The organism is Pseudomonas sp. B21_DOA, from assembly GCA_030544685.1.
Lineage (GTDB): Bacteria > Pseudomonadota > Gammaproteobacteria > Pseudomonadales > Pseudomonadaceae > Aquipseudomonas > Aquipseudomonas fluorescens_AO.
This window is the reverse complement of the sequence record CP086683.1, coordinates 51,973-65,722: the sequence shown is the minus strand read 5'-3', so window position 1 is coordinate 65,722 and position 13,750 is coordinate 51,973. Positions and strand designations below refer to the sequence as shown.

The window sequence follows — 13,750 nt, the reverse complement described above, 5'->3', positions numbered from 1 at the left end:
TCAACTTTGTTTCCGTCCGTGAGCAAAGGTGATGCGAAAGCAGCCGCCGCCTTGGCGTGTTTTGAAGTCTAGGCGTGCCTGGTTGCTTTCGCACAGCTCACGGGACAGATAAAGGCCAAGACCGGTGCCTTGGCTGCTGGTGGTGAAGAACGGCTCAAAGAGATGTGCCTGTTCGTCGGCCGACACGCCGGGGCCGTTGTCCTGGACTTCGAGGACTGACAACTGGCTGTCGGGGTCGACGAACAGTGCCAGCCAGACGTCGGCCTGCTCGTGCAATTGGGCACTGTGACGCCAGGCGTTGCGTATCAGATTGTCGAGAATCTGCCGCAGCTGGTTGGGGTCCATCAGCGTGGTGAAATCGCCGGAATTGATCCGCAGATGAATGTGCTGGCGCTCGTTGGCCTGCTCGCGGGTTTCGCCGACGAAGTTTTCCAGCCACGGCTTGAGGTCCAGGCGTTGCGGTGCGCTTTGCTGGCGCCGGGACAGTTGCAGGACGTTTTCGATGACTCGGTTCATGCGCTGGGAGTGGTCTTGAATAATCTGCGTCAGACGCCGATCGGCGCTATCGAGTTCCTCGGACTCGGCCAGCAACTGCGCGGCGTGACTGATGGCGCCCAGCGGATTGCGAATTTCATGGGAGATGCCGGCGGTCAAACGCCCGAGCGCAGCGAGCTTGAGTTGCTGCGCCTGTTGGGTGATTTGCGCCAGGTCTTCGAGAAACACCAGCGTCTGCTGGTTCGGACTCTGCTCAAGGGCGATGAAGCTGGGTTGCAGCTCAAGCCCATTGCCGGGGATTTTCAGGCTCTGCGGGCGCAAGGTCGGGTTGTTGCGCCACAGCTGCAGGCGATCGACTAGCGCGGGCGAATACTCGTCGATCAGATGTCCTTGCAGGTGGCTATGGGCGAGCAGGCTTTGTGCACTGTGATTGGCCAGTTGCACTCGGCGTTGTTCATCGAGCACCAGAATACCGGTGCGCATGCGTTGCAGGATCAACGCGTTGAGCGCCTCCAGGCTGACCACTTCGCTGGCGCGCCGTTCGGCCAGGGTCTCACTGACTTCCAGTCGGCGGATCAGCCCCTGCACCAGCAACGAGGCGGCAAAGCACAGTGCGCCGAGGGTGCCGGCTTGCAGGTAGGCGTTGGCGCTGAGGGGCTGGCTGAGACCCAGCAGAAAGCTCAGGCCGACAATGCCGATTGCCGCGATCGCGGCAATCACCAGGCCGATGCGCCTTCGCAGCAGTGTGTTGCTGATCGCCACCGAGACGACCAGCAAGTTGCCCAGCGCACTGGCCACGCCGCCGGCCGCGTAGAACAGGCCGCACAACAGCAGCACATCGACCAACGCTAAAGTGAACAGTTGCGCCGGGCGCCGGGTGTTTTCGAGGAACACCACCAGCAGCATGTTGATGATCAGGTACAGCCAGCTGCCGCCGCGCAGCAATTCGTCGTTGGCCGACGTCAGCAGGCGATTGTCCATGTTGCTGGAGATCAGCAGCACCAGGGTGATGCCAACACTCAAACGGTACAGATGATAAAGGCGCAGCAGACGCTGAGCCTGTTTTTGGTCGGTCTCAGCGACCACTGGCGCCCGGGCCTTGCTCAAGATGAGCCTGGCTGCAATACCACTGCTGTTGGTTGCCCAGCGCGCGGTCGCGTGGCAAATGCACGCCGCAGTGGGCGCAGCGCACCATCGGCGGCGCGTCCTGTTCGCGCGGCGAGCGGGTGGACGAGGCGGGGGCCTTGAATTTGCGCCAGAGCCAGATGGCGGCGAAGATCAGGGCAATCCAGAACAATAAACGAAGCATGATGAGCGGCTTTTCGACTGATGATCCGGCAGTTTAGCCAAGGACCCGAGCAGCGCACAGCCAATTAAAGCGCGGCAATAAAAAGGGAGATCCGCAGATCTCCTTTTTCGTACCGCCGGTGTGATCAGTCGAACACGCCGAAGGTCATGTAGCTGAACCACGAGCGGTCGGTGTCGCTGGACTCGGGCTCTGGCTCTTCGATCACGTCGCCGTTTTCGTCCTTAGGCTTGAGCTCGTTCGGGATCGCGTCTTTCGCGTCCTGGAACTGCTTCTGCACGTCCTGGTTGGCGCGGGTTTCGCCCGGCGGCAGCGGTGGACGCGATTCGATCAGGCCCAGAGTCGCCTTGCTCAGGAACGAACGGTTGTCGGCCTCGGCCACGCGTGGCACGAACTGGCCGTCCTGTAGGCTCGGGTGATCCGGGTAGTTGAGCTTGAGGGTTTCCAGGCTGGTGGCCGCCAGATCGTCGAGATGCAGACGCTGGTAAGCCTCGGTCATCACCGCCAGGCCGTCGCCGACCGATGGGGTTTCCTGAAAGTTCTCGACCACGTACTTGCCACGGTTGGCAGCGGCTACGTAAGCCTGACGGGTCAGGTAGTAGTCAGCGACGTGGATTTCGTAGGCCGCCAGCAGGTTGCGCAGGTAGATCATGCGCTGCTTGGCGTCCGGCGCGTAGCGGCTGTTCGGGTAGCGGCTGGTCAGCTGCGCGAACTCGTTGTACGAGTCACGGGCGGCGCCCGGGTCACGCTTGGTCATGTCCAGCGGCAGGAAGCGCGCCAGCAGGCCGACGTCCTGGTCGAACGAGGTCAGACCCTTGAGGTAGTACGCGTAATCCACGTTCGGATGCTGCGGATGCAAACGAATGAAACGCTCGGCGGCAGACTTGGCAGCTTCCGGCTCGGCGTTCTTGTAGTTGGCGTAGATCAACTCCAGCTGAGCCTGATCGGCGTAGCGACCGAACGGATAACGCGACTCCAGAGCCTTCAGCTTGGCTGTGGCGCTGGTGTAGCTGTTGTTGTCCAGATCAGTCTGAGCCTGCTGATACAGCTCGGCTTCGCTGAGGTTTTCGTCTACGACTTCCTTCGATGAGCAAGCAGCGGTCAATGCGAGGATGGCGATCAGCAGCAGGTGTTTCACTTGCATGGCGGCTTGCGTCCCTATGACGGCCGCTGTCTTGGGCGGGGCCGTCCTGTTATGATGAGCGCCCCGTTGAAAAGCCTCGGGGCAAAAGACGCCGTATTTAACCACAAGCGCGCAGCCGAAACCAAAGGCTGTGCCGACGCCCAGTCCGAGCATGTCCGATAAAATAGAACTTCGCGCAGAGGTGCCGTCCGAATTGGGCGGCCAACGCCTCGATCAAGTCGCCGCCCAACTCTTCGCTGAGCACTCACGCTCGCGCCTTTCCGCCTGGATCAAAGAAGGCCGCCTGACTGTGGACGGGGCGGTGATCCGTCCGCGCGACATTGTGCATGGCGGTGCCGTCCTTGAGCTGACTGCCGAGCAGGAAGCCCAGGGCGAGTGGATCGCCCAGGACATCGAGCTCGACATCGTCTATGAAGACGACGACATCCTGGTGATCAACAAGCCTGCGGGCCTGGTGGTGCACCCGGCTGCCGGTCACGCCGATGGCACTCTGCTCAACGCTTTGTTGCACCATGTGCCGGACATCATCAATGTCCCGCGCGCCGGTATCGTGCATCGTCTGGACAAGGACACCACTGGTTTGATGGTGGTGGCCAAGACCATTCAGGCGCAGACCAAACTGGTCGCGCAGTTGCAGAGCCGCAGCGTTAGCCGCATCTATGAGTGCATCGTGATCGGCGTGGTCACCGCCGGTGGCAAGATCAACGCACCGATCGGTCGTCACGGTCAGCAACGCCAGCGCATGGCGGTGATGGAAGGCGGCAAGCCTGCCGTCAGCCACTACCGCGTGCTCGAACGCTTCCGTTCGCACACCCACGTGCGGGTGAAATTGGAAACCGGTCGGACCCACCAGATCCGCGTGCACATGGCGCACATCAACTTCCCGTTGGTCGGCGATCCGGCGTATGGCGGGCGTTTCCGCATTCCGCCAGCGGCCAATCCGACCATGGTCGAGTCGCTCAAGCACTTCCCGCGTCAGGCCCTGCACGCGCGCTTCCTCGAACTCGATCACCCGACGAGCGGTGAGCGCATGAGCTGGGAATCGCCGCTGCCGGAAGATTTCGTCTGGCTGCTGACCCTGCTCAAGCAGGATCGCGAGGCCTTCGTCGGATGAACTGGCTGACGCCGGACTGGCCTGCGCCGGCCAGCGTCAGGGCCTGCGTCACCACCCGTGAGGGTGGTGTCAGCGAGGCGCCGTTCGACAGCCTGAATCTGGGCGATCACGTCGATGATTGCCCGCAAGCGGTGGCCGAAAACCGTCGTCGTTTGACCGATCACTTTTCCATACAGCCTGCCTGGTTGCAGCAAGTGCATGGGGTCACCGTTGCGCATGCTGATCCGGGCGTCGTTGCGACTGCAGATGCCAGTTGGACCGCAACGCCGGGTATCGCCTGCGCGGCGATGACGGCGGATTGCTTGCCGGCGTTGTTCTGCAATCGTGCGGGCACCCGTGTAGCGGCGGCCCATGCCGGTTGGCGTGGTCTGGCGGCGGGTGTGCTTGAAGCCACGCTCGACAGCCTCAATGCTGCACCTGCAGACGTGCTGGTCTGGCTCGGTCCGGCGATTGGCCCGCAAGCCTTTGAAGTCGGCGCGGAAGTACGCGAAGTCTTCGTCAAGCAGTTGCCGGAAGCGGCGACAGCCTTCGTGCCGAGCAGCAATGCCGGCAAGTTCATGGCCGACATCTATCAACTGGCGCGCCTGCGTCTGGCTGAATGCGGTGTTACCGCTGTTTATGGTGGCGGTTTCTGCACCGTGACCGATCCGCGCTTCTTCTCCTATCGCCGTGCGTCGCGCACTGGGCGCTTCGCCTCTCTCGTTTGGATCACCCGCTAGACTTGCCTGACCTGTATCAACTCTCCGACGCTTGAATCTTGCAGAATCGACCGCATCTATAGCGGTATCTGGCAGGTTTCTTTATTCAGGACGGTTTCTTAGGTCCGGCCTGCTCAAAAGGAAGGTGACCCATGCGTATAGACCGTTTAACCAGCAAATTACAGTTGGCCCTGTCCGACGCCCAGTCGTTGGCGGTTGGCCACGATCATCCGGCCATCGAGCCGGCGCACTTGATGCAGGCCATGCTTGAACAGCAGGGCGGCTCGATCAAGCCGCTGCTGATGCAAGTAGGCTTCGACGTCAACAGCTTGCGTAAAGAGCTGACCAAAGAGCTCGATCAACTACCGAAAATCCAGAACCCGACCGGCGACGTCAACATGTCGCAGGATCTGGCGCGCCTGCTCAATCAGGCCGACCGTCTGGCTCAGCAGAAGGGCGACCAGTTCATCTCCAGCGAACTGGTGCTGCTCGCCGCGATGGACGAGAACAGCAAGCTCGGCAAGTTGCTGCTCGGCCAAGGCGTGAGCAAAAAGCCCTGGAAAACGCGATCAACAACCTGCGTGGTGGCGAAGCGGTAAATGACGCCAACCACGAAGAGTCGCGGCAGGCGCTGGACAAGTACACCGTCGATCTGACCAAGCGCGCCGAAGACGGCAAGCTTGATCCGGTAATCGGCCGTGACGACGAAATCCGTCGCACCATTCAGGTTCTGCAGCGTCGCACCAAAAACAACCCGGTGCTGATCGGTGAGCCTGGCGTGGGTAAAACCGCGATCGCCGAAGGGCTGGCGCAGCGCATCATCAACGGCGAAGTGCCGGACGGCCTTAAAGGCAAGCGCCTGCTGTCGCTGGACATGGGTGCGTTGATTGCCGGCGCCAAGTATCGCGGCGAGTTCGAAGAGCGCCTCAAAGGCCTGCTCAACGAACTGTCGAAGCAGGAAGGGCAGATCATTCTGTTCATCGACGAACTGCACACCATGGTCGGCGCCGGCAAGGGCGAAGGCTCGATGGACGCCGGCAACATGCTCAAGCCTGCGCTGGCTCGCGGCGAGTTGCACTGCGTCGGCGCGACCACGCTTAACGAGTATCGCCAATATATAGAGAAGGACGCGGCGCTCGAGCGGCGTTTCCAGAAAGTCCTGGTGGACGAGCCGAGCGAGGAAGATACCATCGCAATCCTGCGTGGCCTTAAAGAGCGTTACGAGGTTCACCACAAGGTGGCGATCACCGACGGCGCGATCATTGCCGCGGCGAAACTCAGCCATCGCTACATCACGGATCGGCAGTTGCCGGACAAGGCCATCGACTTGATCGACGAGGCCGCCAGCCGTATCCGCATGGAAATCGACTCCAAGCCGGAAGTGCTCGATCGTCTGGAGCGGCGCCTGATTCAGTTGAAGGTGGAATCCCAGGCGCTGAAGAAAGAAAGCGACGACGCGGCGAAGAAACGCCTGGAAAAACTCCAGGAAGAAATCGAGCGTCACGAGCGTGAGTATTCCGATCTGGAAGAAATCTGGAACTCGGAAAAAGCCGAGGTGCAGGGTTCTGCGCAGATTCAGCAGAAGATCGAGCAATCGCGTCAGGAGCTGGAAGCTGCGCGCCGCAAAGGCGACCTGAATCGCATGGCCGAGTTGCAGTACGGGGTGATCCCGGATCTGGAGCGCAGCCTGCAGATGGTCGACCAGCACGGCAAGAGCGAAAACCAGTTGCTGCGCAGCAAGGTGACCGAGGAAGAGATTGCCGAAGTCGTGTCGAAGTGGACCGGTATCCCGGTGTCGAAAATGCTTGAAGGCGAGCGCGACAAGCTGATGAAGATGGAAAGCCTGTTGCACAAGCGGGTGATCGGTCAGGAAGAAGCGGTCGTGGCCGTGGCCAACGCCGTGCGGCGTTCTCGCGCCGGGTTGTCCGACCCGAATCGTCCGAGCGGCTCGTTCATGTTCCTCGGCCCGACCGGTGTCGGTAAAACCGAGCTGTGCAAGGCCTTGGCCGAGTTCCTCTTCGATACCGAAGAGGCGATGGTACGGATCGACATGTCCGAGTTCATGGAGAAACATTCCGTGGCTCGTCTGATCGGCGCGCCACCAGGCTACGTCGGTTATGAAGAGGGCGGTTATCTGACCGAAGCGGTGCGTCGCAAGCCGTACTCCGTGATCCTGATGGACGAAGTCGAGAAGGCGCACCCGGATGTGTTCAACATCCTGCTGCAAGTGCTTGAGGATGGCCGGCTGACCGACAGTCACGGGCGTACGGTGGACTTCCGCAACACGGTGATCGTGATGACGTCCAACCTGGGATCGATGCAGATCCAGGAACTGGTCGGTGATCGTGAGGCGCAGCGCGCTGCGGTGATGGACGCGCTGACGTCGCACTTCCGTCCGGAGTTCATCAACCGGGTCGACGAGGTGGTGATCTTCGAGCCGCTGGCGCGGGATCAGATCGCCGGGATTACCGAGATCCAGTTGGGTCGTCTGCGCAGTCGTCTGGCCGAGCGCGAGCTGAAGCTGGAGCTGAGCCCGGAAGCGATGGACAAGCTGATCGCGGTCGGTTACGACCCGGTGTATGGCGCACGTCCTCTGAAACGGGCGATCCAGCGCTGGATCGAAAACCCGCTGGCGCAGTTGATCCTGTCGGGTCATTTCATGCCTGGCGACACCGCCACCGGCAAGGTCGAGAACGACGAAATCGTTTTCGGCTAAGCCTTAGCGGCAATGAAACCGGGAAGGCCTCGCAATGCGAGGCCTTTTTTCGCCAGGCTGTTGAACTCAAAGGAAAAGGCTTGTAAAGTGCGCCCCGCAGTCAGTCACCGGCAGCGTTTCAATCCACTGGGTTGGAATCTGAAATAAGTTGCAAATCATTAACTTGAAAGCAATTTAGGGGTTGACAGAGGTGTTCTAGGTTGTAGAATAGCGCGCCTCAGACACACGAACGCAGCGATGCGAACGGGTGGCGAGATGCAACAAAGCTTCACCGTTGTAAATTGAAATATGTAGTTCCGTGATAGCTCAGTCGGTAGAGCAAATGACTGTTAATCATTGGGTCCCAGGTTCGAGTCCTGGTCACGGAGCCAATTTCAAACCGGGGTATAGCGCAGTCCGGTAGCGCGCCTGCTTTGGGAGCAGGATGTCAGGAGTTCGAATCCCCTTACCCCGACCATATTTGGGTCGTTAGCTCAGTTGGTAGAGCAGTTGGCTTTTAACCAATTGGTCGTAGGTTCGAATCCCACACGACCCACCATTTTTGAAACCAGTTTGCGCTGGGATCGAATCTTAAGATCAGAGGCCAAAAGCGCTGATCGAAGAAGGCGATCTTTGAAAGGTCGCCTTTTTTTACCGGGGTATAGCGCAGTCCGGTAGCGCGCCTGCTTTGGGAGCAGGATGTCAGGAGTTCGAATCCCCTTACCCCGACCATATTGAAAATCCTCGTATCGAAAGATACGGGGATTTTTTTGCCTGCCGAAAGGCGAATCCCTTCAAGTCGTCATACAACCTGCCGATAGCCCGCTAACACGAGGGGACTGCCAACGCTTCGCCCCTTGATCTGGCCATTACAAGAATAAGGGCGTTCGTCATGTTGCTTCGTCAGTTGAATATTGCTCCCCGGGCTGCCCTGGGATTTGCCCTGATCGCGGTGTTGGTGGCCTTGCTCGGCGTGTTTGCGCTAGGGCAGATGTCGAGCATCCGCGACAGTGAGGTGGCGGTGGAGAACCGCTGGTTGCCGAGCATCCGTGGCGGCGACGAGATCCGTGAACTGATGCTGCGCATCCGCACTATCTCCCTGCGCATGGCGCTCGATCAGGATCCGGCCAACATCGCCACCTATCGCGGCCAGATGGACACCCGCGACAAGGAGCTGAGCGAGAAGATCGCCGCCTACGACAAACTGGTCGACACTGCCGAAGGCCAGCGACTGTACGACCAGTTCAAGAAAACCTTCGCTGCGTACCGCACTGGCATTGCCCAGTCATTCACCCTCGCCGAGCAGGGCAAGCGTGACGAGCTGACCAAATTGCTGTTGGTCGATATGAAGACTGTGGTCGACGGCTCCGGCAAGCAACTCAACGATCTCGCCGATCTGTTCGCCCGCCAGGTCGCTGCCGAAAGCGAGAAGTCCGCCGCGCATTATGAAACCTCGCGCACCATCGTTACTCTTTTCATTGCCTTGGCAGCGCTGGCTACGGTGGCGCTGGCGATGTTGCTCACGCGCAGTATCGTGCGCCCCTGAGCAGCGCTGTGGAGGCCGCTGAAAGTGTCGCCAAGGGCGATCTGACCCGACCGATCGAAACCCATGGCAATGACGAAGTCAGCCGCTTGCTCAAGGCCTTGGCGACGATGCAACAGAACCTGCGCGAGACCCTGCAAGGTATCAGCGGCTCAGCCACACAACTGGCCACTGCCGCTGACGAACTGAGCGCCGTCACCGTCGACAGCACCCACGGCCTGCAAGAGCAGAACAACGAAATCGAGCAAGCCGCCACTGCGGTCAACCAGATGACCGCTGCGGTGGAGGAGGTCGCGCGCAACGCGGTGTCGACCTCCGATGCCACGCGCCAGTCCAGTCAGTCGGCGCAATTGGGCCAGGAGCGCGTCAGCGAAACCGCCAGCGCGATCAATGCGCTGGCCAGCGATGTGCAGAACACCGGTGAACTGGTGCAGTCGCTGGCCAATCAGTCGCAGGACATCGGCAAGGTTCTGGACGTGATTCGCGCCATCGCCGAGCAGACCAATCTGCTGGCGCTCAATGCTGCCATTGAAGCGGCACGTGCGGGTGAAAGCGGTCGCGGTTTTGCGGTAGTGGCCGATGAGGTACGCGCGCTGGCGTATCGCACCCAGCAATCGACGCAGGAAATCGAGCAGATGGTGCAAGGCATGCGCAGCGGTTCGAGCCAGGCGCTGGAGTCAATGCAGGCCAGCGCATCTCGTGCGGCGAGCACTTTGGTTCTGGCCGAGCGGGCGGGCGAGGCGCTGGTGACGATTACGGCGTCGGTGCACGAGATTCACGAGCGCAACCTGGTGATCGCCAGCGCTGCCGAGGAGCAGGCGCAAGTGGCGCGGGAAGTGGATCGCAATCTGGTGAACATTCGCGACCTGTCGGTGCGTTCCGCTGCCGGGGCCGATCAGACCAGCGCATCGAGCCATGAACTGTCGCAGCTGGCCAATGCCCTGCAGGGTATGGTGCGACGCTTCCAGCTGTGATCGACAGCCAATAAAAAGCCCCGCGCGATGCGGGGCTTGGAATAAGATCAGAGGTGGGAGCGAGCCTGCTCGCGAATGCGCCGGATCTTCGAGCAGCACGAAAACCTGTGGGAGCCGGGCTTGCCCGCGATAGCGGTGGGTCAGGCAACAGAAATATCAACTGACCCGGCGCCATCGCTGGCAAGCCAGCTCCCACAGATGTTGGCCTTAGTGCAGTTTCAGACGCGGTTCGGTGCCGCGGCCAATCTTGCTGCCCAACATCAGCATCGCCGTGCGAAACGGCCCATACAGCGCCATCTGGTGCATGCGGTACAGCGACACATAGAACATCCGCGCCAGCCAGCCTTCGAGCATCACGCTGCCGGTCAGGTTACCCATCAAGTTACCCACAGCCGAAAAGCGCGACAGCGAGATCAGCGAGCCGTAGTCGGTGTACTTGTACTCCGGCAGGGTCTTGCCTTCGATGCGCAGTTTCAGCGACTTGGCCAGCAACGAGGCTTGTTGATGTGCCGCTTGTGCCCGTGGCGGCACGTTGCGATCAGTGCCCGGTTGCGGACAGGCCGCGCAGTCACCGAAGGCAAAGATGTTTTCGTCGCGCGTGGTTTGCAGAGTCGGCAGCACTTGCAGCTGATTGATGCGGTTGGTTTCCAGACCGTCGATGTCCTTGAGGAAACCCGGTGCGCGAATGCCGGCAGCCCAGACCTTCAGGCTGGCCTTGATCTCGTTGCCATCGGCGGTGATCAGGCTGTCCGCAGTCACTTCGCTGACTGCTGCGTTGGTCATCACATTGACCCCGAGCTTCTCCAGGGTCTTGTGCACCGGCCCGCTGATGCGCTCCGGCAGGGCAGGCAGCACCCGTGGGCCGGCTTCGATCAGCGTGATGTGCATGTTTTCCGGTTTGATCCGGTCCAGGCCATAAGCCGCCAGTTCATGCGCCGCGTTGTGCAATTCTGCCGCCAACTCAACGCCTGTAGCGCCAGCGCCGACGATGGCCACGCTGATCTGCTCGACCACATCGGTCTGACCGGCGTGGGCGCGCAGATAATGATTGAGCAATTGCTGATGGAAGCGCTCGGCCTGTTTGCGCGTATCGAGGAACAGGCAATGCTGCGCCGCGCCCTGGGTGCCGAAATCGTTGGTGGTGCTGCCGACGCTGATCACCAGCGAGTCATAAGCCACTTCACGCGCCGGCACCAGCTCGACGCCGTTTTCGTCGTATGTTGCGGCCAACTGGATTTTCTTCTGCGCGCGATCAAGTCCGCTCATGCGCCCGAGCTGGAACTCGAAGTGGTTCCATTTCGCCTGGGCAACATAGTTGAGTTCGTCTTCAGAAGAGTTCAGGGAACCGGCGGCCACTTCGTGCAGCAGCGGTTTCCAGATGTGGGTCAGGTTCGCGTCGACCAGCATCACGCTGGCCGTGCCGCGCTTGCCCAGAGTCTTACCCAGACGGGTAGCCAACTCCAGACCGCCGGCGCCGCCGCCGACAATGACAATACGATGGGACATAGGGATAACTCGCAAGGTTTTTAAAGGAAATCTTTGTGGTCACCCAAGCGAGCGCGATGCAGCTCATAGCGTCAGGTAACTGATAAATCGGCTCAACAGGCCCAGACCAATGGTCACTGCCAGCACCAGCACCAGGAGCATCCACGGCCGGAAAGGCCGGCGCTCGACACGGTGTTGGGACAGTTGCAGGTACTCTTCGACATGCTTTTGGTCTTCGGGGTTCAGGCGGCTGGTCATATTTGCCTCGTCAGGTAGACGTTACTGAATGAGCACAGGCTACAGGGGTTTTCAGCCCGGGTTGAAGGCAGCGTAGCCGCTGTCCGGAACCGGTTCGACGCACACGCTATCGTCGAGGCGAATGATGCCGCTTTGTAACACCCGGGCGGTGATCCCGCCATGCCCGCGCACGGTCTGGAAAGTGCCCGGGCCAAGATTGTTCTGCAAGCGTGCGCAGGGCTGACACCAGCCAGTGGTTTCGAGTATCGCTTGCCCGATGCGAAAGCGCCGCCCCTTCAGGCTAAACAAATTGATTCCGCTTATAACGAGATTGCGCCGCAGATCTTCAGGCCGGATCGGCTGGTCATCGGGACGGCCCATCAATGCGTTGATTACCGCCAGGTGCTCCCACTGAATCAGCGTCACCTGTCGCGCATTGCGAATGCCCGGGCGGGCGTGGTCGCCGGTGAGCCCGGCTTCCAGCCGCGCCTCGACCGCGTCGAGCTCAAGCATCGGCCCACGGGATTCTGGACGCACGCCGATCCAGCGCACACGACCGGTTTGCGGAACCTCGGCGATCAGTTGCTGCAGCGGCGTCACAGGCTGATGCCCACGTCGAACACAATGCTGCGGCCGAGGTTGCTGCGCAGAAAGTCCGGTGCGTCGGGATGGGCGAACAGCACGCGGGCGAACGTCGGGCCGACCAGCGACAGCGAGCGCCAGCCCTGACGCAGATATTCGGTCGGTGGCGGGAAATGACTGTTGAGATCCAGCACTTCGCGCTTGAGGCTGGCGAAGGCGATGATATCCAGCTCACCCAGATCCATGCCGCGCTCCTTGTAGTTGTGCGCCTTCTTGCGCAGGGTCGGCGCCAGACGCAGGAGAAATTCATTGGCCGGGATGCGTTTGGGCTTGGCTTCGCGGCGCACCAATTGGCTCAGGAAAACGCGCTGCGCCGACGCTGCAATTCGTCGCGCCACTCGTCATTGAGACGGCGGCCTTCATCGAGGACGAAAAAACTTCGAAATTGGCATCGCGGAACAACACGTCCGGCGGTTCACCCGCAGGGGCGAACTCATCGGCGCGGTAGGGGATGTTCAAGCCTTGCAGCAGGCGCTGGCAGACCCAACGCTCACGCTCCCATTTGCGGGCATTGGACAGGAACGCATTGGCTTGCTCGGCCGCGATGGTCAGCAGGCGTAAATAATCTGAATCATCCATAAGCCCAAGCTTAGCGTCCAAATGCGACAAGCAGATAGCTTTGCATCGGCTGGTGCACATACATCGGCGGTGTAGACTGCGACAAAGCGGTAAGTCCATGGAGAAGGTGAGGGAATCATGATCGGTGCCGAACTGCTGTCCTCGGCAAGCCTGACGCTCGGCTGGCTGATTTATCTGCCGGTGCTGTTCTGGGCGATCATGCGTGCGCCATGGGTCGAGCTGTTCAGCGACAGTCGCCGGCAGCACTTGCTGTTCGGCACGGTGTTCGCGCTGTTTCTGCTGTGGCTGGTGCGCAGGGATTTCGACACCGGCGTGTCTTATCACTTCATCGGCATGACGGCCGTGACGCTGCTGCTCGATTGGCCGCTGGCGATCGTCGGCGGGCTGGTTGCGCAGATGGGGCTGGTGCTGCTGGGGCGTCAGGACCTGGCTGCGGTGGGCGTCAATGGCGCGTTGCTGATTCTGCTGCCAGTGCTGATCACCGAATGCGTGGCGATTCTGGTCGAGCGTGCGCAGCCACGAAATCCGTTCGTTTATATTTTCTGTTCCGGTTTCTTCGCCGCTGCGTTGTCCGGCCTGTTGTGCCTGATCCTCAGCCTGACGCTGCTGTGGTACGACGGCCTCTTCGCCATGCCGGAATGGCTGGAAGATTTCGTCGGCTACCTGTGGTTGCTGTTGTTTCCAGAGGCCTTTATCAACGGCATGGTTGTCAGTGCGTTGGTGGTGTTCTGCCCGGAATGGCTGGAGACCTTCAACCGCACCCGTTACCTTTCGGCGCCGTGGAAGGACGACGATCCGAAGTCTTGATCCACTCCGAACCGCCATCCTCTCGGGTTTT

9 protein-coding genes, 4 tRNA genes and 3 pseudogenes are annotated in these 13,750 nt (G+C 60.6%); 9 read left to right on the top strand and 7 right to left on the bottom strand.

Annotated elements, in window-relative coordinates:
* From LJU32_00315 to LJU32_00305, 3 genes are all read right to left on the bottom strand, one after another.
* Nucleotides 1–1,581 (bottom strand): PAS domain-containing sensor histidine kinase, encoded by a 1,581-nt coding sequence (locus tag LJU32_00315; protein WKV91010.1) that lies wholly within the window; start codon nucleotides 1,579–1,581, stop codon nucleotides 1–3.
* Nucleotides 1,571–1,804: a hypothetical protein gene (locus LJU32_00310; GenBank protein WKV89015.1), complete on the bottom strand. Its 234-nt coding sequence runs from the start codon at nucleotides 1,802–1,804 to the stop codon at nucleotides 1,571–1,573. The genes LJU32_00315 and LJU32_00310 overlap by 11 nt, the downstream gene beginning before the upstream one ends.
* Before the next feature lie 124 nt (nucleotides 1,805–1,928).
* Nucleotides 1,929–2,945, bottom strand: coding sequence for an outer membrane protein assembly factor BamD (locus LJU32_00305; protein ID WKV89014.1), 1,017 nt, complete (start codon nucleotides 2,943–2,945; stop codon nucleotides 1,929–1,931).
* Nucleotides 2,946–3,096: 151 nt separating this feature from the next.
* Between LJU32_00305 and rluD the strand changes: the two genes are divergently transcribed.
* From rluD to LJU32_00265, 8 genes and pseudogenes are all read left to right on the top strand, one after another.
* Nucleotides 3,097–4,059 carry a 23S rRNA pseudouridine(1911/1915/1917) synthase RluD gene (gene rluD, locus LJU32_00300; protein ID WKV89013.1) on the top strand — a complete coding sequence of 321 codons (963 nt, stop codon included), beginning with the start codon at nucleotides 3,097–3,099 and terminating at the stop codon, nucleotides 4,057–4,059.
* Entirely contained in the window at nucleotides 4,056–4,778 is a 723-nt protein-coding gene (pgeF, locus tag LJU32_00295; protein WKV89012.1) for a peptidoglycan editing factor PgeF, read from the top strand. The genes rluD and pgeF overlap by 4 nt, the downstream gene beginning before the upstream one ends.
* Nucleotides 4,779–4,909: 131 nt before the next feature.
* Nucleotides 4,910–7,473: pseudogene (clpB, locus tag LJU32_00290) on the top strand (ATP-dependent chaperone ClpB).
* Between the two features lie 295 nt (nucleotides 7,474–7,768).
* Nucleotides 7,769–7,844: transfer RNA gene (locus LJU32_00285), tRNA-Asn, on the top strand.
* 9 nt (nucleotides 7,845–7,853) lie between these two features.
* Nucleotides 7,854–7,930, top strand: a tRNA-Pro gene (locus LJU32_00280).
* Nucleotides 7,931–7,935: 5 nt separating this feature from the next.
* A tRNA-Lys gene (locus LJU32_00275) sits at nucleotides 7,936–8,011 on the top strand.
* A 96-nt stretch (nucleotides 8,012–8,107) separates the two neighbouring features.
* Nucleotides 8,108–8,184: transfer RNA gene (locus LJU32_00270), tRNA-Pro, on the top strand.
* Nucleotides 8,185–8,344: 160 nt separating this feature from the next.
* Nucleotides 8,345–9,969, top strand: a pseudogene (locus LJU32_00265) (methyl-accepting chemotaxis protein).
* A gap of 207 nt (nucleotides 9,970–10,176) precedes the next feature.
* Here the strand turns inward: LJU32_00265 and LJU32_00260 are convergent.
* The 4 genes and pseudogenes from LJU32_00260 to LJU32_00245 all read right to left on the bottom strand — a co-directional run bounded on the left by LJU32_00260 (nucleotide 10,177) and on the right by LJU32_00245 (nucleotide 12,912).
* Entirely contained in the window at nucleotides 10,177–11,475 is a 1,299-nt protein-coding gene (locus LJU32_00260) for an NAD(P)/FAD-dependent oxidoreductase (protein WKV89011.1), read from the bottom strand.
* Nucleotides 11,476–11,538: 63 nt separating this feature from the next.
* Nucleotides 11,539–11,712 carry a DUF3094 domain-containing protein gene (locus tag LJU32_00255; GenBank protein ID WKV89010.1) on the bottom strand — a complete coding sequence of 58 codons (174 nt, stop codon included), beginning with the start codon at nucleotides 11,710–11,712 and terminating at the stop codon, nucleotides 11,539–11,541.
* 51 nt (nucleotides 11,713–11,763) lie between these two features.
* A complete protein-coding gene (locus tag LJU32_00250; GenBank protein WKV89009.1) occupies nucleotides 11,764–12,291 on the bottom strand; it encodes an MOSC domain-containing protein in 528 nt (175 codons plus the stop codon).
* A pseudogene (locus LJU32_00245) lies at nucleotides 12,288–12,912 on the bottom strand (DUF1780 domain-containing protein). The gene LJU32_00250 and the pseudogene LJU32_00245 overlap by 4 nt, the downstream one beginning before the upstream one ends.
* A 117-nt stretch (nucleotides 12,913–13,029) precedes the next feature.
* Here LJU32_00245 and LJU32_00240 point away from each other — a divergent pair.
* On the top strand, nucleotides 13,030–13,719 hold the full coding sequence (locus LJU32_00240; GenBank protein ID WKV89008.1) for an energy-coupling factor ABC transporter permease: 690 nt from the start codon (nucleotides 13,030–13,032) through the stop codon (nucleotides 13,717–13,719).
* Nucleotides 13,720–13,750 lie beyond the last annotated feature (31 nt).

What these genes read in the sequence shown, in the direction of transcription:
- LJU32_00310 (WKV89015.1), bottom strand. Translation starts at nt 1,804, where the DNA reads ATGCTTCGTTTATTGTTCTGGATTGCCCTGATCTTCGCCGCCATCTGG.
- LJU32_00305 (WKV89014.1), bottom strand. Translation starts at nt 2,945, where the DNA reads ATGCAAGTGAAACACCTGCTGCTGATCGCCATCCTCGCATTGACCGCT.
- rluD (WKV89013.1), top strand. Translation starts at nt 3,097, where the DNA reads ATGTCCGATAAAATAGAACTTCGCGCAGAGGTGCCGTCCGAATTGGGC.
- pgeF (WKV89012.1), top strand. Translation starts at nt 4,056, where the DNA reads ATGAACTGGCTGACGCCGGACTGGCCTGCGCCGGCCAGCGTCAGGGCC.
- LJU32_00260 (WKV89011.1), bottom strand. Translation starts at nt 11,475, where the DNA reads ATGTCCCATCGTATTGTCATTGTCGGCGGCGGCGCCGGCGGTCTGGAG.
- LJU32_00255 (WKV89010.1), bottom strand. Translation starts at nt 11,712, where the DNA reads ATGACCAGCCGCCTGAACCCCGAAGACCAAAAGCATGTCGAAGAGTAC.
- LJU32_00240 (WKV89008.1), top strand. Translation starts at nt 13,030, where the DNA reads ATGATCGGTGCCGAACTGCTGTCCTCGGCAAGCCTGACGCTCGGCTGG.